Annotated in this window: 18 protein-coding genes and 1 pseudogene; 10 read left to right on the top strand and 9 right to left on the bottom strand. The window is 64.5% G+C overall.

Features of this window, described 5'->3' with window-relative positions; genetic code table 11:
* Window positions 1–43: 43 nt before the first annotated feature.
* On the top strand, window positions 44–1,630 hold the full coding sequence (gene guaA, locus ACX80C_RS15075) for a glutamine-hydrolyzing GMP synthase (RefSeq protein ID WP_459327267.1): 1,587 nt from the start codon (window positions 44–46) through the stop codon (window positions 1,628–1,630).
* Between the two features lie 98 nt (window positions 1,631–1,728).
* A pseudogene (locus ACX80C_RS15070) lies at window positions 1,729–2,238 on the top strand (DUF4011 domain-containing protein); the annotation flags it as partial.
* A gap of 3,633 nt (window positions 2,239–5,871) precedes the next feature.
* Here ACX80C_RS15070 and cpaB read toward each other — a convergent pair.
* From cpaB to ACX80C_RS15055, 3 genes are all read right to left on the bottom strand, one after another.
* Window positions 5,872–6,543, bottom strand: coding sequence for a Flp pilus assembly protein CpaB (gene cpaB, locus ACX80C_RS15065; RefSeq protein WP_459327266.1), 672 nt, complete (start codon window positions 6,541–6,543; stop codon window positions 5,872–5,874).
* A 144-nt stretch (window positions 6,544–6,687) separates the two neighbouring features.
* Window positions 6,688–7,023: an FmdB family zinc ribbon protein gene (locus ACX80C_RS15060; RefSeq protein ID WP_459327265.1), complete on the bottom strand. Its 336-nt coding sequence runs from the start codon at window positions 7,021–7,023 to the stop codon at window positions 6,688–6,690.
* Window positions 7,024–7,157: 134 nt separating this feature from the next.
* On the bottom strand, window positions 7,158–7,775 hold the full coding sequence (locus tag ACX80C_RS15055; protein ID WP_459327264.1) for a 5-formyltetrahydrofolate cyclo-ligase: 618 nt from the start codon (window positions 7,773–7,775) through the stop codon (window positions 7,158–7,160).
* Between the two features lie 74 nt (window positions 7,776–7,849).
* On the opposite strand from ACX80C_RS15055, the gene galU reads away from it, so the two are divergent.
* The 4 genes from galU (at window position 7,850) to ACX80C_RS15035 (ending at window position 11,585) form a co-directional block, all read left to right on the top strand.
* Window positions 7,850–8,752 carry a UTP--glucose-1-phosphate uridylyltransferase GalU gene (gene galU / locus ACX80C_RS15050; protein ID WP_459327263.1) on the top strand — a complete coding sequence of 301 codons (903 nt, stop codon included), beginning with the start codon at window positions 7,850–7,852 and terminating at the stop codon, window positions 8,750–8,752.
* Between the two features lie 8 nt (window positions 8,753–8,760).
* Window positions 8,761–9,372, top strand: coding sequence for a GNAT family N-acetyltransferase (locus tag ACX80C_RS15045; RefSeq protein ID WP_459327262.1), 612 nt, complete (start codon window positions 8,761–8,763; stop codon window positions 9,370–9,372).
* 95 nt (window positions 9,373–9,467) lie between these two features.
* The gene (locus ACX80C_RS15040; protein ID WP_459327261.1) at window positions 9,468–10,367 is read left to right on the top strand and encodes a hypothetical protein; all 900 of its coding nucleotides are present in this window, start codon (window positions 9,468–9,470) and stop codon (window positions 10,365–10,367) included.
* 21 nt (window positions 10,368–10,388) lie between these two features.
* Window positions 10,389–11,585: a phosphotransferase family protein gene (locus tag ACX80C_RS15035; RefSeq protein WP_459327260.1), complete on the top strand. Its 1,197-nt coding sequence runs from the start codon at window positions 10,389–10,391 to the stop codon at window positions 11,583–11,585.
* A gap of 268 nt (window positions 11,586–11,853) precedes the next feature.
* Here ACX80C_RS15035 and ACX80C_RS15030 read toward each other — a convergent pair whose 3' ends face one another.
* From ACX80C_RS15030 to ACX80C_RS15020, 3 genes are read right to left on the bottom strand one after another with little or no spacing between them, the layout of a single operon-like run.
* A complete protein-coding gene (locus tag ACX80C_RS15030; protein ID WP_459327259.1) occupies window positions 11,854–12,525 on the bottom strand; it encodes a response regulator transcription factor in 672 nt (223 codons plus the stop codon).
* On the bottom strand, window positions 12,522–14,306 hold the full coding sequence (locus ACX80C_RS15025) for a sensor histidine kinase (RefSeq protein ID WP_459327258.1): 1,785 nt from the start codon (window positions 14,304–14,306) through the stop codon (window positions 12,522–12,524). The genes ACX80C_RS15030 and ACX80C_RS15025 overlap by 4 nt, the downstream gene beginning before the upstream one ends.
* Window positions 14,239–14,640, bottom strand: coding sequence for a hypothetical protein (locus tag ACX80C_RS15020; protein ID WP_459327257.1), 402 nt, complete (start codon window positions 14,638–14,640; stop codon window positions 14,239–14,241). Before ACX80C_RS15020 ends, ACX80C_RS15025 begins: the two co-directional genes overlap by 68 nt.
* Window positions 14,641–14,764: 124 nt before the next feature.
* On the opposite strand from ACX80C_RS15020, the gene ACX80C_RS15015 reads away from it, so the two are divergent.
* A complete protein-coding gene (locus ACX80C_RS15015) occupies window positions 14,765–15,016 on the top strand; it encodes a hypothetical protein (protein ID WP_459327256.1) in 252 nt (83 codons plus the stop codon).
* Window positions 15,017–15,030: 14 nt separating this feature from the next.
* Here ACX80C_RS15015 and ACX80C_RS15010 read toward each other — a convergent pair whose 3' ends face one another.
* Window positions 15,031–15,531, bottom strand: coding sequence for an Lrp/AsnC family transcriptional regulator (locus tag ACX80C_RS15010; RefSeq protein WP_459327255.1), 501 nt, complete (start codon window positions 15,529–15,531; stop codon window positions 15,031–15,033).
* Window positions 15,532–15,680: 149 nt separating this feature from the next.
* On the opposite strand from ACX80C_RS15010, the gene ACX80C_RS15005 reads away from it, so the two are divergent.
* The 3 genes from ACX80C_RS15005 (at window position 15,681) to ACX80C_RS14995 (ending at window position 17,818) form a co-directional block, all read left to right on the top strand.
* Complete coding sequence (locus ACX80C_RS15005) at window positions 15,681–16,910, top strand: MFS transporter (protein ID WP_459327254.1); 1,230 nt, start codon at window positions 15,681–15,683, stop codon at window positions 16,908–16,910.
* Between the two features lie 90 nt (window positions 16,911–17,000).
* On the top strand, window positions 17,001–17,627 hold the full coding sequence (locus ACX80C_RS15000; protein WP_459327253.1) for a helix-turn-helix domain-containing protein: 627 nt from the start codon (window positions 17,001–17,003) through the stop codon (window positions 17,625–17,627).
* The gene (locus tag ACX80C_RS14995; protein ID WP_459327252.1) at window positions 17,624–17,818 is read left to right on the top strand and encodes a hypothetical protein; all 195 of its coding nucleotides are present in this window, start codon (window positions 17,624–17,626) and stop codon (window positions 17,816–17,818) included. Before ACX80C_RS15000 ends, ACX80C_RS14995 begins: the two co-directional genes overlap by 4 nt.
* Before the next feature lie 8 nt (window positions 17,819–17,826).
* Here the strand turns inward: ACX80C_RS14995 and ACX80C_RS14990 are convergent, their stop codons facing one another.
* Both ACX80C_RS14990 and ACX80C_RS14985 read right to left on the bottom strand, forming a co-directional pair.
* Window positions 17,827–18,306, bottom strand: coding sequence for an Lrp/AsnC family transcriptional regulator (locus ACX80C_RS14990; RefSeq protein WP_167994008.1), 480 nt, complete (start codon window positions 18,304–18,306; stop codon window positions 17,827–17,829).
* Between the two features lie 47 nt (window positions 18,307–18,353).
* Window positions 18,354–19,316 (bottom strand): pirin family protein, encoded by a 963-nt coding sequence (locus tag ACX80C_RS14985; protein ID WP_459327251.1) that lies wholly within the window; start codon window positions 19,314–19,316, stop codon window positions 18,354–18,356.
* Window positions 19,317–19,354 lie beyond the last annotated feature (38 nt).

Genomic DNA, 19,354 nt, shown 5'->3' with positions numbered 1-19,354 from the left:
AATCGATGTGCAGCCCGAGCCCCGTTACCACTATTGTTGACGCGTGACTACCCCCGCTTCCCCTCCAGAACACCAGCCGGTTCTTGTCGTCGATTACGGCGCCCAGTATGCACAACTGATCGCACGCCGCGTTCGGGAAGCGGACGTGTATTCCGAAATCGTTCCGCACACCCTCAGCACCGAGCAGATGCTCGCCCGGAATCCCGTAGCGATCATCCTTTCAGGCGGGCCCTCCAGCGTTTACGCCGAAGGTGCCCCGCGCGTTGATCCGGAATTGTTCGACGCCGGTGTTCCCGTTCTGGGCATCTGCTACGGCTTTCAGGCGATGGCCTCCGCTCTTGGCGGTACTGTTGCGAAAACCGGTCTGCGGGAATACGGATCCACCGACGTCGCGGTCTCCGAGGGGGCCCGGTCCATCCTCGAAGGCACTCCGGATCACCAGAACGCGTGGATGAGTCATGGTGATTCGGTTCAGGAAGCGCCGGCCGGCTTTGACGTCCTGGCAAGCACTGCCGGCGCTCCGGTAGCGGCGTTCGCCCACGAAGGCAAGCAGCTCTATGGGGTGCAGTGGCACCCGGAGGTCAAGCATTCGGCCCATGGGCAGCGGGTGCTGGAGAACTTCCTTTTCAAGGGAGCGCGCCTGGATCCGAACTGGACCACCGGGGACATCGTCGAGGAACTCATCGAGCGTATCCGGGCGCAGGTGGGCGATTCCCGCGTGATCTGCGGATTGTCCGGTGGGGTTGATTCCGCCGTCGCTGCCGCCCTCGTCCAGCGTGCGGTGGGCGATCAGCTCACCTGCGTGTTCGTTGACCACGGACTGTTGCGCGAGGGTGAGGCAGAGCAGGTCGAGCGCGATTTTGTCGCAGCGACCGGCGTCAACCTCTACGTCGCCAACGAACAGAAGCGGTTCCTGGAGGCACTCGTTGGCGTCGAGGATCCCGAAGCCAAACGGAAAATCATCGGACGCGAGTTCATTCGGGCTTTCGAGGAAGCCGAGCGCGCCATCATCGCCGAGGCGGAGGCCCACGGCGAGAAGATCCGCTTCCTCGTCCAGGGAACCCTCTATCCCGACGTCGTCGAGTCCGGCGGTGGCGAGGGCGCAGCGAACATCAAGAGCCACCACAACGTCGGCGGACTACCCGAGGACCTGCAGTTCGAACTCGTTGAACCGCTGCGCACGCTGTTCAAGGACGAAGTCCGCGCAGTGGGTGCCCAGCTTGGCCTTCCCGCCGAGATCGTGGGGCGCCAGCCGTTCCCCGGACCTGGATTGGGCATCCGCATTGTTGGTTCCGTCAACCAGGAACGGCTGGACCTGCTGCGCCGCGCGGATGCCATCGCCCGCGCGGAACTCACGGCCGCAGGCCTCGACAACGAGGTGTGGCAGATGCCCGTAGTGCTCCTCGCGGACGTGCGGAGCGTTGGGGTTCAGGGCGACGGCCGCACTTACGGCCACCCCATCGTCCTGCGGCCGGTATCGAGCGAGGACGCCATGACCGCGGACTGGTCGCGTCTTCCATACGAACTGCTGGCCCGGATCTCCAACCGGATCACCAACGAGGTCGACGGCGTCAACCGCGTGGTCCTCGACGTCACCAGCAAGCCGCCGGGAACCATCGAATGGGAGTAGCGTCTCCGTTGTAGCGGCGGGGCAGAAGCTTCGGAATTTGAGGCCCTGTCCGCGTTGCTTGCAGGCGGTCGGGCATGCCGTCGGTTAGCTTGTAAGACATGCCTATCTGGTCAAGATCAGGTCGTGAGGCCGTAGGGAAGAGGACAACCGTGCCAGTGCAGGACGCCGGGGACTCCGCTGAGGATTTCCTGATCCCATGGCTGCGCAGGCTTGGACCGCACGCGGGCACCGATACGCTGCTCCACTTCACGCCCTCGCGCGCCAACAGTATCGATCTCACCCACGCACACCCTTCGGGTCTCGCCCAACTGCTTGCCGGGCGGCGTACCCGCCTGTCCACCCTGTTGCGGGATGCGGACCAGTACGCTGCGGCCATGAAGGCCGCGCGGCTGCTGCGGGCGAAGGTCTACGAGCTTGCCTCCGAGCGAGGTATCGACGTCGGCTATCTCGCCGCCGGCACCGCTTCGTGGCGCACCATGGCCGACGACGGCCGCACTGACTCGCTAACCGCCCCAGTCCTCCTCACGGCAGTGACGCTGACGGTTCATGCGTCCCAGGATGACTACGAACTCCAGCTCACCGAGCATGCGCGGCTGAACCCCGCTCTGGTCCGGACCCTGGACAAGGATCACGGCATTGAATGCGACGCCGATGCTATTGCGCGCCTGGCGTACAGCACCGCCCGGTTCGATCCGCACCCGGTGCTGGACAAACTTCGGATGCTCACTGACAACGTCCGTGGAATGACCATCGAGCACCACATCCTGGTCTCAACCTTCGCTGACCTTGCCGACGTGGGAGCGGATTCGGCTATCAGCGGTGAGCACCCGCTGCTCTCGGCGCTCATGGACGCCGCACGGGAGGGCATTGAAGCGCGCTCGGATGCGGAAGCTCCCATCCGCGAGACGCCGCTCGATGACAGGCACCCTTCCTCTGAGTTCCTCATCCTCGATGCGGATCCGGGCCAGCAGCGTGTCCTGGACGCCGTCACCGCCGGTGGTTCCGTTGTGGTTTCCTCGCCTCCTGGGACAGGACAGACCCAAACTGCGCTCAACGCCGCAGCGGCGCTCGCCGAGCAGGGCAAGAGCGTTCTCGTGGTCGCCGAACGCCGCGGAACACTGAATCAGTTCGTACAGGAACTCGACGCGGTCAACCTTGGCTCGCTCGTGCTCCAACTGAACGCCAACAGCGCGCCGGCGCAGCTGACCGATCAGCTGGTCAGGGCAATCGTGCGGAACGAGAAAGCGGTGAAACCGCAACTCGATTCGCTGCATGAGACGCTCGTGTCCCACCGCCACAAACTGCTTGACCACGTCCGTTCCCTGCACAACGTTCGATCGCGTTGGGGCTGCTCGCCGTACCAGGCGATGCAGTCCCTCGCGGAGCTCACCTCGCTCAACCCTGCACCTGCAACCACCGTCCGGCTGAAGCGCAGCGTCATGGATAGCATCCCCAACAGGGCGGAACTCACAGCGCGGCTTCGCCGGGCGGCAGAGCTCGGTGGTTTCAGCAGGGAAGCAACCCAGAGCCCCTGGTACGGCGCAAGGCTTCGCAACCGTAAGGAAACCGAACACGCTCACGGCCTCGCTGTGGACCTTGCGCGTGACATACCGCTGCTGCGGGACAAGGTGCGTGCTGTCGCCGAGCACTCTCACATCGAACTCGGTGCCACCTTCGAAGAATGGGGTGGACAGCTCGATCTCCTGGTCGCTGTGCGGGCAAGCCTCGACAAGTTCACTCCCGACATCTTTGACCGGCCGGTCACGGACCTTATTTCAGCGACTGCTTCCTCGTCCTGGCGTCGCGAGCGGACAATCGAGATGAGCTCGATGACACGCTCCCGGCTGCGCCGTGTCGCAAAGGAGTATGTCCGGCCGGGCGTGCACATTGCGGACCTGCATGAGTCGCTGGTCGAGGTGCAGGAGCAGCGCACCCTGTGGACGAAATACGCCACCACCGAACGGCACCCTTCCGTGCCCACCGGCCTCGCCGAGATAAACAGTTTCTACCGGAAGGTGGACGGCCAGCTCCGCGAAATCACGGGGATACTGGCAGGTACAGCGGGTGCACCGAAACTCGCGGAGATGCCCCTGGAGAAGCTGATAGACCATCTTGCTGCACTGGCACGCGACAAACAAAGTCTCGCAACCCTGCCCGAGCGCACCCTCCTCATCGATGAAATGCGCGAGAATGGGCTCGGAGAGCTGCTGGATGACCTCGCGGTGCGCGAGGTGGGGTCCCGACAGGTCGGTGGCGAACTGGAACTGGCGTGGTGGCAGTCCGCACTCGAGGCGATGATCAGCGGTGATGATTACCTCGCTATGTCCGACGGCGAAAGCCTGCGCAGGCTGGAAGCGGAGTACCGGCTGGCTGATAATGCCCACGTCGCTTCCGGCGCGGGCAGGATCCGGTGGGCGCTAGCTGAACGCTGGCGGGCCGCTCTGGAAACCATGCCCGCTGAAGCCGAGCAGCTGCGGGCTCTTTTGCGCGAAGGTGCCCCGGACCTTGAGGCACTGAGCGTCCGCGCCGATGAACTGGTGACCGCGCTCATGCCGGTGTGGGCAGCGAGCCCGCTGGTTCTTCCGCTGGTGCTCCCGGCGGGAAAGACCTTCGACGCCGTTATCGTGCTCGATGCGGAGTCGATCTCCCTGCAGTCCGTTGTGCCCGCGCTTGCCCGGTCGCGGCAGGTCATAGCCTTCGGCGACGACCAGCTTGACGGTCCCCGCAGCTTCACGGTCTCGGTCGAGGACGGGCGCCGTGCCACACCCGAGCACCTGCCTAGCGCCTTCACCGCACTCAGTGCTGTCCTGCCGTCTCTTCCCCTGCGCGAGGTTTACCGCGGCGTGGACAAAGCGTTGACTTCCTTTTTGAGCGAGCGGTTCTACGGCGGTTCGCTTACCCGGTTGCCGTCAGGATCTGAAGTGACAGGGGCGTCCCGCGCATTGACCGTGGAGTACCTTCCGGACGGCACAGGCATGCCGAGCGCCGATCACGACGGCGTCGAAAGCGTCGCGGCCGAGGTCACGAGGGCAGTTGACCTGGTTTTCGAGCACATTCGGTCCCGTCCCAGCTACTCGCTTGCCGTAGTGACGGCGAGCGCGCGGCATGCTCAGCGCGTCGGGGAAGCAGTGCGCTTTGCCATGGCGGATGCTCCCTGGGCTGCCGATTTTTTCAAACCCGGTAGGGAATCCTTCCGGGTTGTGCCGATCGATCGCGCCGCAGGTCTGACGCGCGACGCCGTCATTTTCTCGCTCGGATTCGGGCGCACCCCGCATGGCAGGGCCCTGCACAACTTCGGTCCCCTGTCTGCGTCGGGCGGTCGTGAAACATTCGTCACCGCGATGACCCGCGCGCGTTACCGCCTGCACGTGCTGACCTGCTTCCGTCCGGAGGATCTCGACCCTGAACGGCTCGGACATGGCGCCCTCGACTTCTATGAGTTGCTGCGCCGGGAACTCTCCGGCGGAGCCCAGCAGCCAGCGTCAACGCCAGTCGACTCCACGAACGAGGATCCGCTCGTGGCCGATCTCATTGAACGCCTCCGCAACCGGGGCGGCAACGTCTCAGCACATCCTGAGGGTGTCCTGGACATTGTGGCAACCGGCTCCCGACTGGGGGACAGCGGCGATGACGCGGATCAATATACTCCGCCGATGGCCATCGAGTCTGACGGTACGGAACGCTACCGGGCGCTGACAGTGCGTGAACGCAGCAGGTTGCGCCCCCAGCTTCTGGAACGGATGGGCTGGCGCTATATGCCGCTCTGGACAATTGAAGTCTTTACCGATCCGGAGGGTTGCGCAGATCTGGTCGGCCGGTATCTCGGCCTCACTGGCGGAAACGATCCCGCTGCAGGAAACGGAAACAGCATGAACACAGGAATCCCAAACGGAACTCCAGCCGAAGACGACGCCCGCGCTGCGGGAGACTCCGCTGCAGGAGACACCCGCGCCGCAGGCGAGTCTCCCGCAGCCGGGGGCGCCGTTGAGGGGGGAGGTCAAACGCAGGAGGAGTCGCTTGAGGACGAGCGCCAGGATTCCCCGGCCGCCCAGCCGAGTTCAGCAGCCTTGACATCTTCGGGAGCACACGGGGACGTCATCCCGCAGCGCGCCGCTGAAGACGACCCCCGCGTCTGGAACGACGAGGACGGTAACCACGACGAGTGGCTGAAGGAACAGAAACCGCCGCACTGGAGCTAGGTGAAGTAACGCTCGACTCACCGGTTGCGGGTCCGCGGGCGCTTAGCCGCCTCCGGTGAGCACAAGGTGTACCTGACCGCTGCTTGAAGCGCCCGCGAGTGTTGCGGCTTCGTCCGGGTTGGCCGCCACGACAACCAGGCCGTCTTGTTGACCGCCGGCGGGAGAGAACGGCCCGCCGGCCGGTTCCTCCGACGTCCAGAGAATGGCGAGGCCCTTCGCAATCACAGTGTTCTTGCCTGAGACTTCAAAGCCGTTTCCTGTACTGAGGACAACGTCCACGCGCTGTCCGGGCGAGAGCAACTGCACGGTCGAGGCATCGGCCGGCCGAAGCGGCACGGCGACAGTGCCCTTGGCCGTGCCCGCCAGCAGCCCCTCACCAACGAGGAAATTCTCGGCAATCACATCTCCGGCGTAGACGGGGGTTGCCAGCTGCTGACCCGCCACGAGCTCAGTCGACGAGTACGCGTGCTTCGGAACCGCCCCCTTCGGCAGGTCTACCAGTGCGAGCTGGTCAGCCGTGATCACGCTGCCCACCGGCAGATCCGCGGCCGCCGCTACCACGGGCGTGGTCTCCGCTTCAGCGGGCAGGTGCGCTTCGACCGCAACGCCCGCGGCCACGCACAGCAGGCCGGCGGCCAGCAACCGCCGCTTGCGGAAGAGGAAGAACCGCACCCGGGTCGAAAGCGGATTGGCTGGCCTGGTTGATGCGCTCATGCACACCACACTATTGACTGCCCGGCCCCGGAACTGGAACAGCCCGCGCTATGTGGAGAAGTCGCTCCAATAGTGCGGGCTGTGCAGGAAAAGTGGTGCGGCAGGCCGGTCCGAGCAGGAACTACGGTTGTAGCCCTTCAGGGCTCAGGCAGATGCGGCTGCGGCAGCTTTCGACGGGCTGGAGTTAGACGCGGACTCGGAGGCAGGCTTCGCAGTTGACGAGGATGAGTCGGATGAACCGGATCCCGAAGCCGACGATGACTTCGAAGATGAGCTGCTTCCCGCCTCAACGGAGGACGAAGTGGAGCGGGAATCCGTGCGGTAGAAGCCTGAACCCTTGAAAACTACACCGACGCTATTGAACTTCTTGCGGAGCAGCCCTTCGCACTCGGGGCAGACCGAAAGTGAGTCATCAGAGAAGGACTGCTGTACGTCAAAGGCGTGGCCGCAGTCCCTGCAGGCGTAAGCGTATGTAGGCATGGAAATCCTCCTGGGAAAACGCTGGTGGCGGTCCGTCGTAGGGCCCTGACACAATCAATGTTGGCACTCCGCCGGTCCGAGTGCCAATTCTACACTGACGGACGTACTTCCATCGAATAGGCCGACCTGCGGGCTCACGGGGTCGGCCGGTAACCCGACGGTGTGAAGGCGCCCCGAAGCGGCATGTCCAGCACTGTGGCGCCAAAACTGCCACTGGGAAGAATCTCCTCGTCGTACAGGTAACCGATCGCAGGTGTACCAGCGTGTTCGGCCTGAAGCTGCGCCAGGAAGCGGTCGTAGTAGCCTCCGCCCTGACCGAGTCGATTCCCGGCGACATCGATCGCCAGGCCGGGAACAAGCACCAGTTGGATGCTTCCCAGCTCGGTGAAGCGGAACCGGCGTCCCACAGGCTCCCAGAGCGGTGCGCGAGGGCTTTTGGCCAGCTCAACACCCTGCTCCCAGCGCACCCAGCTCAGTTGGTACCGCGGTTCACACACCGGCACGACGACGTCGTAACCTGCGTTCCGGAGGGCCGGCAGCAGTTCCGCGGTGCCGGGCTCCGGCGGTCCGGAGAGGTATGCGGCAACGGTGCCCGAACCATCCCCAGCCGGGGTTGCGGCGAGCCAGGTGAGCACGTGCCTGGACAGGGAAGCTGCAGCTGCGCGCTGGGCGTCTTCAGGTACCTGCGTGCGTCGTTCCCGCAGCGCACGCCTGAGTTCTTCCTTGCCGGTGAGACGAACTTCAGAGTCCATGAAACCGACTCTACCGCCGGGCGCGGCAGGTAGTCCTTGCGCGGAACACACGCGCGATTCTGTAGTGTTGTGCCATGACTGAGCGACCAAGAGTGAACAAGGCCGTCATTCCCGCAGCAGGCCTGGGTACCCGGTTCCTTCCTGCAACCAAGGCGATGCCGAAGGAAATGCTGCCCGTCGTGGACAAGCCGGCCATCCAGTACGTGGTGGAAGAAGCTGTCAACGCAGGGATCAATGACGTCCTGATGATCACCGGCCGGAACAAGCGTTCGTTGGAGGACCACTTCGACCGCGTGCCCTTCATCGAGCAGATCCTTGAGGACAAAGGCGACCATGAGAAGCTCGCCGCTGTCCGTGTAGCGTCCGAGCTCGGGGACATCCATTACCTGCGCCAGGGCGACCCCAAGGGCCTGGGCCATGCCGTGCTGCGTGCAAGGCTCCATGTCGGCGACGAGCCGTTCGCCGTTCTGCTCGGCGATGATCTCATCGATGAGCGTGATGAACTGCTTGAGACCATGATCGAGGTCCAGGCGAAGACCGGTGGCTCAGTGATTGCACTCATTGAGGTCGATCCCGCCCAGATCAGTGCCTACGGTTGTGCTGATATTTCCCCGATAGACGGGGCGGACTACGTCCGGGTGAATGAACTGGTTGAGAAGCCTGCAGCTGATGAGGCGCCCTCGAACCTTGCCGTGATCGGGCGGTATGTACTCCATCCGCGCGTGTTCGACGTGCTTGAGCAGACGGGTCCGGGCCGCGGCGGCGAAATCCAGCTGACCGATGCACTGCAGACCCTTGCGGCTGCCGAGGGTGAAGGGTCCGGGGTCTACGGTGTGGTTTTCCGCGGCCGTCGCTACGACACCGGGGACAAGCTCAGCTACCTCAAGGCAGTGGTCACCCTGTCATCTGAGCGTGAAGACCTCGGCCCCGACCTGCGGGCGTGGCTGCGGGAGTTCACCGGTTCCCTCGACGGCTAGCCACAAACATGTGGGGGCGGTTCGCCTGGCCGGTGACCCTGGAATCCGGAGACCTTTTCCTTCGCCCCATTCGCCACCGCGACAAGCGGGAATGGATGGAGTTGCGGCAGCGTAACCTGGATTGGCTCTCGCCGTGGGAAGCTTCGAACCCCGCACCGGGCGGCTACCTCCCCAACTATCACGAGATGGTGCGTGCGCTGAATTCGCAGGCTCGTGCTGCCATCGCCCTGCCGTTCGTCATTACTGAGCGGCAGGATGGCAGGCGGCCGATCGTGGGGCAGCTGACGGTTTCCGGAATCGTATGGGGGTCGGCGCTGACCGCAACGCTAGGCTACTGGGTGTCCCGGGACCGCGCCGGACGCGGTATCGCACCCACCGCCGTCGCGCTTGCCACCGACTATTGCTTCTGGGAACTGGGATTGCATCGGATGGAGATCAATATCAGGCCCGAGAACGCCGCGAGCCTCAGTGTGGTGCGTAAACTCGGATTCCGCGATGAAGGTATTCGAAAGGATTACCTGCACATTGCAGGTTCGTGGGCGGACCACCGCTCCTTCGCGTTGACTGCGGATGAGGCGCCGGGCGGCCTACTCCGCCGTTGGCATGCGTTCCAGCGCTGAGATTTCGCACCGGCTGCTCAACTTCCAGGATTCCAGAGGGGACACACCGCGTTGAATGAGGGTCCACCGCCCACTCTGCTCCTAACGTTTTGTAAGTGGACTTCTCTCTGAACAGCTCGGTGGTACTGGCGGCGATCGTCGGGCTCTGGCTTATCTGGGTTGCCCCGTATCTTCTGCGTCGTCGGGTGTCCCAGCCGGCCGTCGGGTCCATTACTACAGCACTTTCCAGCACCGCAGCCGGGGACGCCGGTTTCCAAAGGAGCGTCATGAACATGTCCAGCACAGAGGAATCCGCTTCCGTATCCCGCCGCGTAGGGCATGTCCTTCCAGGCGCCGGTCGTGGCACGGGCCCGGCGTTGCCGGAGTTCCGGGTGCGCTGGGGGCGGTTAGGTATTGCCCTTGCGGGTTGCGTGAGTGTTGTAACTGCTTTGATCACCTCCGTGCTTGCCGTGATGGCGGTGCTCCCCTCCGTTGTGCCGGTGTTGGCGCTGCTGCTCTTCATAGCCAGCGTGGTGGCGTTGCGCACGCTTGCCCTTCGCGACCGTCGTCGTCGTGCCGGTGCTGCACGTCCGGCAGCCGAACAGCCGGCCGCTTCCGCGGTATACCAGGATCCGGCCGTGCAGCGGCCCACCAAACTGTTCGATGGCGAGAGCGCGCCCGCCGACCCCAAGACAGCCGACGACGACGCCTCCGAACCGATTGCCAACCCCTTCACTGCCGCTGAGCTCCGTGCTGCGGCACTGGCCGTGGCAGCAGAAGCGGGGGACCCGGCGATCGGGCAGGGAGCGCCGTGGCAGCCCGTTGAGGTTCCCAAGCCCACCTACGTTGAAGCGCCCAAGGCTGAACGTGAGGATCCGGCTCCCCTTGATCTGCCGGAGGCGCCGAAGCCGCAGACTAAGACGCCCATCAAGAACGGTGCGGTGGCCCCGAAAGTCGAGACTCCTGCCGCTCCGCGTATGAATCTGGACGACATCCTGCAGCGCCGCCGCGCGTAGGAGCTTCGAATCACCCTCGCCATGAGCGAGTCCGACGAACTCGCGCTCCTCGAAGGGCGCGGTATCGGTTCTTCGATTGAGTCTGCCGCGGGGGTGCTCGGCATCACCGTGCAGGGATGGCGCCTGCTTAGGATTCACCACCGCCCGGACGCAGGAGTTACGGGAATCTTCGCTGTCCAATCCAGGCATGACGGCGGGGTCCGGGACGGATTCCTCTGCGTGACCACCGCGAAGGTGCCTGGGAACCCGCCTCGCTCTGTGAGGGTTGCCGGACCCCGTGGTGAGGAGCTCCTCGTCTGGAGCCATCCGCACGACCCACTCCTGCCGGGTTTGCCGTGGGCAAGTGACGCGCGGTCGGTGGGTCCGGCGCTGTTCGGTATCGATGCCGCCGACATCACCACCGTGAGCTACCGGCCGTTGCGCCGCGCGGTTTTGCGGGCGGAGGGAGCGGGAAGCAGTATGTTCCTCAAAGTGCTGCGGCGCGGGCAGGCAGCTGCGCTTGGCCGCCGCCATGAGCTCCTCTACGGCGCTGGTGTGCCCGTGCCACAACCTTTCGCTTCGCCCGGGAAGGACGTCCTCGTTACCCGGGCTGCAAACGGTGTGCCGCTTGCAGAACGGCTGATGGCGGACGGAGCGCAGGACCTGGATCCGCTCGCACTGGTCGAGCTGTTGGAACGGTTCCCTCCCGCCGCGCTGGAGCTTCCTACGAGGCAGCCCTGGGCAGCGCGTGTCCGGGACTACGCGAAGGGCGCTGCGGCCGTACTTCCGGCGGAGGCGGAGCGGATCACGGCGCTTGCGTCGCGTGTGGAACAGGTTGTGCGATCGGCACCGACTGGTCCGCTGGTGCCCACCCACGGCGACTTCTACGAGGGGAACCTCCTGGTCGCGGACGGCCGCGTTACAGGCCTGCTGGATGTCGACGGCCTTGGGCCGGGACACCTCGTTGATGACCTCGCCTGCTTCCTGGCTCATTTTGCCGTCCTTCCCTGCCTGGACGATCGCTACGTGCACGTTCCCGCAGCTGTCGCGCGATTCGCCGAAGACTTCGAGACGCGGGTTGACCGGGCAGCGCTGAATGCGCGCGCGGCGGGGGTTGCACTCACCCTTGTCGCCGGGGCCAAGCATGCAGCACCTGCGCGAGCGGGCGGGCACTGGCGTCAGGACGCGGAGCGGCGCCTGTTTGTTGCGGAAACCTTTCTGAACGCGGCCCGCAACTGACACTCGTTTGTGAGAGCACTCTCATGCACGGCTCCTCCGCCTCTCACGTTGGGCAGCCATGCTTGGAAACACCACAGCCAGTTCACCCGACCACCCGTACGGCGCGCGACGACGGCGCTCGTCCGCGGCGATCGTGGCATACAGACCAGTGGCCAGCCTGGGGCAGGATAGTCCGGCGGCCACTTCCGAAGGACCCGGGTGCGTTCCCCCAACCGCACCCGGGTCTGTCCACGTGAAGACCGAATCGGGCACAATGAGGCGGAGTGCCTCAGGTATCTTCTGACACCAGCCGGTAACCCATGCCACGTACCGTGGCGAAACGCTCAGCCCCCAGTTTGTTGCGCAGATACCGGACATAGACGTCCACCACATTGGAGCCGGGATCGAAGTCATAACCCCACACGCGTGAGAGCAGCTGCTCCCTGCTCAGCACCTGGCCGGGGTTACGCAGGAACGCTTCGGCAAGCGCGAATTCGCGTGCCGAAAGATCGATTTCCTTTCCGTTGACCAGTGCCCGCCGGGACCGCAGGTCGAGTTGAAGGTTGCTGTGGGAGAGTACCGAGTTGTCGGCGGAAGGCGTTTCCTGGCGCAGGCGAAGCCGGACCCGGGCGAGCAGCTCCTCAAACCTGAATGGTTTGGACATGTAGTCGTCAGCGCCTCCTTCAAGTCCGGCTACCGTGTCGTCCACGGAGCTCCGGGCAGAGAGGATGATCACGGGCGTCGCGTTCCTAGATTCGCGGATCCGGCGCAGCACGGTAAAGCCGTCCTGATCGGGCAGTCCAAGGTCGAGCACGATAAGTTCGAAGTCACCGGTCTGCGCGAGGTGGTAGCCGTCCCGGCCGTTGTCTGCGACGGTCGGCACATAGCCCGCGGAACGCAGGCCCTTGGCTACGAAGGAGCTGATCCGTTCCTCGTCCTCAATGATCAGAATCTGGCTCACTGCCGTCCTCTCGTCTCGTGCGTTCCCGGGGCAGTTGAGCGCAGGGGCGGAATGACCATCGTGAAGGTGGACCCCTGTTGAGGGGCGGACATCAGCTCAACCTGTCCGCCGTGCGCCTCGGTGATTGCACTTACGATCGTAAGTCCGAGGCCCGCACCTTCGGTTCGCTTGCTGCTTGCGCCGCGCTCGAAACGTTCGAAGATCCGCTTCTGGTCCTCACGCGCAATGCCCGTGCCCTCATCCCGCACCCACAGCCGGACGCCGTCGTCGTCCCTCCGCGAGCCAAGGGCGATAGTGGAGCCCTCCTCCGTGAACTTGACCGAGTTCGCAGCGAGCTGCAGCCAGGCCTGGGTGATCCGGCGCGGGTCGAGCATCGCGATGGCCTCGGCACGCCCGTCAACGATCCAGCGGCGCGATCCGAGCGAGCGGGCCTTGTCCATGACATCGTCCGTCAGGCGTCCCACGTTGATGGATTCAAGGCGCACGAAGTCGGGCCCCGATATTCCGGCGAGTGTTACGAGGTCGTCCACGAGCATGCGCATGCGGTCGAGCTCGTCCAGCGCGATGTCCCGGACCGCGCGCACGTCGCGGGGGTCTTCGGAGTCCTGGAGTTCAAGATGCCCCTGGACGATGGTGATGGGCGTGCGCAGTTCGTGGCCGACGTCGTCGAGCAACCGCCGCTGCGAGGTGAATGAGCCTTCGAGCCGGTCCAGCATGGCGTTGACAGTCCGGGTGAGGTCGGAAAGGTCGTCATTGCCGGTGACCTGGATGCGCTGTGAAAGGTCCGTGTCCGTGATGCGCTGGGCGGTGGTGCGAAGGCGGCGGATGGGATCAAGCAGCTTGCCGACAAGCAGGAAACCGACGACGCCGATCAGCACCAGTGTGCCGAAACTGATGAGCGCGTAGGTGCCGAACGTGCGGTTGAGCTGACCGTACTCGGCCTCGGCATCGAAACCCAGCACGAAAAAGGTCGGTTGGGTGTCCTCGGCAAGCTGCACGGGCGCCACCATCACACGGTAGGTGGTGGCGTCAGTATTCACTGAGTCGATGGTGACCTCGTTCCGCGGCGCGAGGTTGCTCACGTAGTTCAGGAGGTCCTCGTCATCCTCGAGCCGGACGTCGACCTCCTCATTGGCGAAGAAGATCACCTGACCGTCCCGGACGGCCATCATTCCTTCGTTGGGTTCGGTGAGAGTCCGCTGCATGACGAGGAATACCAGCTGGTCCGCTTCGACGAACGGCTCACGAGTATTTGGGTCGATGCCCGTGGCCAGCAGTGTCTCGAACTCCTGGAAGCTCCGGGTCAGGGAGTCGTCCATCTCGTTGTTGAGGTCATTGCGCTGGAGCGCGTAGGCGGTGACGCCGGCCAGCAGCAACCCCAACGCACTGAGGGCAAGCATCGCGGCAAGCACCCTGGTGCGCACGGTCGAATAGCCGCGCCAGGCCTTGGGGAACCTGCTCCGGAAACGGCTACGCCCGCGGGCTTCCGCCCCCGGCTCAGTGTCGACAGCGCGCGGAACCTTGACGAGGATCGTCGGTTGTGCGGCTGGAGGCGGCGGAGAGTTCGTCAGTCGCTCCGTCGGGGGTCCTGCCGGTGGGGCTTGTTCCGCCTCGGTCGGCGCTGAACCGGTCGCCGGATCGGAGGAAGGCGGCGGTGAGGATGGTGGTGTTGAGGGCGCCCCGGAGATTGCCGCGTCTGCTCCGGCGTTGGACCTATTCATCGTCGAAACCGCCGTCGTCGTCGTCATCGCCGCCACCGTCGTCGTCCCCGCCGTCATCATCGCCGTCGTCGCCGTCCTCTGTGGCGGGCGGAGGCACCGGAACCACGGCGGGCGGGTCGGTTGTTTCGGACGGAGTGGGCGTTGGGGTCGGCTCGGGCGTAGGGGAGGGCGGTTCGCTGGAAGGTGTAGGCGAAGGAGACGGGGAAGGAGTTTCGGAAGGTGTTGGCGTGGGTGTGCCCGGAGGCTCCGGGGTCTCTGTAGTGACGCCCACTGCCGGGCCCAACGGGATCAGCCCGGGGCTCCTCAGCGCTCCGAACAGTCCCAGACACACCGCGATGACGGCCCCGGCGCTGGCCGCTGCGATGAGCCAGGTATGCGCTTTCGACCGTTTCATGACTCAAGTATCCCCACTCATCATGAGATGGAGATGAGAAATCCGCGTGCTTCCTGCGGTTCTAATCCTCTTCTCATCACCTCGGCCTAGGGTGGAACAACAATCCATCCGAAGGGAGAGCGCGATGCCGCTCAATGATCTGAAGAAGCTTGCAGCAGTTCTTGCAGTCAGTGCAGTGTTCCTCGTGGGCTGCGATGACACGGCTCCAGGGGACGTTCCCCAGGACCAGGAACAGCAGCAGGAAGAGGGAAATAACGACGACGGCGCGGACGACGGCGCAGACGACAATGCTGATGACGGCGCGGATGACAACGCCGATGATGGCGCTGACGACAACGGCGGTGAAGGCGGGGGCGGCGACGAGGACGACGGCTAGTCGGCCGCGCCAACCTACGGGCGCGTGTCTGGCTTCTGTTGCGCCTTGTCAGCCAGCAGCCGGTCCAGGAGCGGTTCGGTCCGGTAGGGGATGTGCTCGTGCAGTGCCAGCACAGTCTCCGTGCGAATCACGCCCTTGATGCGCAGCACCGAGCGAAGGGCAGACTGCAGGTGATGGGTGTCCTTGGCCGCGACCCGGCACCACACATCGCCCCTGCCTGATATCTCGTGGACCTCAAGTACCTGGTCCAGCCTCCGCAGCGCGGTGATCACGCCGTCGAGCTCGCGGTGGGTCACTTCGATAGTGACGAAGGCGACGACGTCATAGCCAATTACCGCGAGGTCCAGTTCCCTCCCGCTGCGGCGCAGGATCCCTGTGCGGAACAACCTCTGGATACGGGCCTGCGCAGTGTTGCGGGCCATCCCGAGCGTCTCACTGAGCTGGCTGACCTGCGATCGCGGGTCACGCACCAGTTCCAGCAGGAGCCGTACGTCCGTGCGGTCGAGCATGGCCACCTCCTCGTTCAGCTCATCTCAGGGCAGTTCTGCCCATGATAATTGAGCACAATGTTCAGGGTATGCGTTCAGGACGCAACGGTCTAACCGTCTTCGATCACCATTGATAAGTGAAATGGTGGAAACGTTGGAACACGTAGAGGACCGGCATGAGCGTCATCAGTGAACTCCGCATGCGCCCGGCGCCGGTGCAAAGCCGACGCTGGAATGCGTCCGTCAGCGCCCGGCTGGTGCTCGCCGTCGTCGTCATCGCCACTCTCCTTGTCGGGGCGAACCTCGCCACGCCGCTTTATCCGCTGATCCGGTCCAATCTCGGGCTGAGTGCCTTTGACACCACTGCGGCGTTCGCGGCCTACGTCTTCGTGCTCGTGGCCGGACTGCTGCTGGTTGGCCACTGGTCCGATCACATCGGGCGAAGGGCGGCGCTCGTGCTTGCGGTTGGGACGGGCGTGGTCGGCGCCGTCGTGTTCGGTGCTGCGACCTCCCTGCCGATGCTGATTCTTGGCCGTTGCCTGCAGGGTGCGGCCGTGGCCTGCGCGACGGGGGCCAGTGCCGCAGCGTTGCGCGATCTGCTTCCGCATCGGCCCGAGTGGGCTTCCCGGTTCACCCTGGTGGCCTCGGCCGGCGGTGTTGCGGCGGGTCCGATGATCGGCGGGCTGCTCTCGCTGCTTCCTGAGCCCACGCGACTGCCGTTCGGCATTTATGCCATCTTCCTGCTGCTCCTGCTGATTCCCCTTGTGCTGCTTGATGCACGCCCCGCAATCAATGCGCCTGCGGGGCGTCCACTCTCGGCGCTGAAGCCGCGCCGGCCCACGGTGTCGCGGGAGGCGGCCCGGGCCTTCTGGATCGCCGCAGCCATCGGTTTCCTGAGTTTCTCCCTGTTCGGCTTTGCGCTGAGTCTTGCCCCCACCTACTTCGCGCAGATCGCGGACGACGCCGGTCGTCCCGTTATCGGGCTGCTTGCGGGACTGGTGCTCGCGGTTTCGGCAGTCAGCCAATTGTTTCCGCTGCGGGTGCGCCATTCTGCGCCGATCGGCCTGGCCGCCATGACCCTTGGGGCGGCTCTCATTCCTGTTGCCGGTGCGACGGGCAGCGTTCTTCTCCTCGTGGCGGCGTGCATAGTGGCGGGAGCCGGGCAGGGAACGGCGTTCCGGACCGTGTTCAATGAGGTTGCCCTGAAAGTGGAGGCCGCACAGCATGCACAGATCATCAGCACGGTGTATGTGATTACTTATCTCGGAAGCGCGGTGCCAGTGCTGGGCCTCGGGCTGGCGGTAGATGTTGTGGGCCTATCCGCTGCGGTGTCACTTTTCGCGGGCGTGATCGCCCTTGCGAGCGCCGGGATGGCCGTGCTGGTTTGGCGCGCGGGCCGAGCCTGAGGGCGCGCTTTTAGAAGCGGTCGTAGATGCAAAGAAGTCATTGCAAAGAAAGTGTTGCAAAGTAATCTTTGCAACTGTAATCTATGGGTTATGGACTCAAGTCAGCCCGCCGACCGTACTGTAGATGTCAGCGCTTTGAAGGCACTCACCCATCCGCTTCGGATTCAGCTCCTCAATGCGCTCTCGCAGTTCGGTCCACAGACGGCCAGCGTGCTGGCCGCCCGGCTGGGGGAGTCCAGCGGGTCCACCAGTTACCACCTGAGGCAGCTCGCCAAACATGAGCTTGTGCGCGAGGTGGAGGGTAAGGGATCCGCGCGCGAACGCTGGTGGGAGCGCCCGCCGGGGGCCCTCAGCCTGTATTCCAGCGAGATCGCCCATGACCCCGGTACCCGGGACGTCGCCGCGATCGTGAACCGGGAGTTCAGCCACAACAGGGCAGCCCTGTTGGAGGACTACATGGAACGTGGTCCGCACGTGCTGCCTGATGAGTGGCTTGAGGCCTCGGTGATCTCCACCCTTAACGCCCGCCTGACGGTCGAACAACTGGCCGAGCTCTCCGATGAACTGATACGCGTATCCCGCGAACTGTTCGAAAAGTACCGGCCCGGGGCAAACGACAATCCGGATGCCAAGGCCGTTCAGATTCACCTCAACACTTTCCCCATTATCCAGGGCCAGTTTCCTGAGCCCCCCGCACGAAAAGAGAAGACACCATGACTGCGCTTACCGGATACTCCAGCCCGGCCCGTCCTGCGGGCTTCGATGCCCTGCTCATCGTTGTAGGCCGTTGGCTGGTCAGCGCCGGCGAACAGCTTGCAGCAGGACATTCAACCGCCGCACGCCACGCAACTTACGAAGAGCATTCCCGCGATGTGGCCGCAACACGCCACTCGGGCCTCTGGCTCTGAGCGGCTGGTCAGGGCAGCAGTCCCGGATTTCCCTTTATGTGGTTGAAAACCAGGGTTGTCTCCGTGTGGCCCACCACGGGGTCGGTGGTCAGGTAGTCCAGTACCCAGTCCCGAAGTGCGTCCGTGTCAGCCACCGCCAGATGAAGCAGATAATCTACTGCGCCCGAGACGTGAAAGGTTGAAACCACCTCGGGAAGCGTTGTGATCCGCGAGGTGAACCGATCGATCTCCTCGCGGTTATGGCCCTTCAACTGAACGGAAATCAGAGCCTGCACCGCCCTGCCGACACCGGGCAGGTTCAGTTCGGCATGGAAGCCGCTCACGACACCCCGCTCGGAGAGTTGACGGGTTCGCAGCAGTGCAGTTGAGGGGGCAACGCCCACCCGTTCAGCAAGCTGCGCATTGGTGATCCTCGCGTCGGCCAGCAGTTCCTGCACGATCCGGCGATCGACTGCATCCAGCCCGTCCTGCTTACCTGGATCTGCCAACGCCGCTGCCTTCCTCCGTGTCTGTGCTGACTTCGCGTTCCTTCAGCCTACTCGTGCCCCGGAAGCTTCCGACGGCGTGGAGTCAGCCGGACTGCGGGAAGCGCGGGTGCCGGAATGCGCTCAGCGCCGTGGCCGTCCACAGTCCCGAATCTCGGGTGTCCGTCTTCCCATTCCTGACGGGCCTGTGCGATTTCATCGTGACTGCGGCCCACGAAATTCCACCACATCAGCAGGTCCTCTGCGAACGGCTCCCCGCCGAGCAGGATCCAGCGTGTGTCCGGGAGCGCATTGAGCCGCAAGGTGGATCGCCCGGTGCCGAGGTAGGCGAGAGGGCCGGGCCCGATGCTTCGGCCCTCAACCTCAAGGGTCCCTTCGAGGACAAGTACACCGTGCTCGAAGGTCTCCTCGACGTCCAGTTGGACCATCCCGCCGTCGTCGGAAAGAAAGTCAGCGCCAACAAGCGGCGAATGCACCGACGCGGGACTGGCCGCTCCTCCCAGCTGCCCAACCATCACTGTGCCTTCGAAGCCGGGTCCCGCGATTCGGGGCAGGTCGACATGCCGCTCGAACGACGGCGGTGCAGATGCCGCCTGCCCGGGCAGTGCTACCCAGAGTTGAAGCCCCGACAGGATTTCGTCCGGCGGACTGAACTCGGAGTGCGAGATGCCGCTGCCTGCGGTCATGATGTTCAGTTCGCCGGGTCGCACAACGACGTCGGAACCCAGACTGTCGCGGTGCCGTACCTGACCGGTCAACGGCCAGGTCACCGTCTGCAGACCGATGTGCGGGTGGGGGAGCACACGCATCGCGGTGCGGTCCGGCCCGAACGAGTCAAGAAAGCACCATGCGCCAATCGTGGGAAGTGAGCGTTGCGGGAGGGTCCTGCGGACGTTCATAGCGCGGACGCCACCGAGCGGAACCTCACGCTCCGGCAGCAGTTCAAGGACAGGCATCTGGCGTGCCGCGGTTTCGCACGCAGACGGAACTGGGCGTGTCTCAAGATTGCTCATGGGCCTCCTGCCTGATGGGTGAGTTCAGGATACGCCCG

Source organism: Arthrobacter tecti (assembly GCF_054511355.1).
The sequence above is the reverse complement of the archived record's forward strand: the minus strand, read 5'-3'. Positions and strand labels throughout refer to the sequence as shown.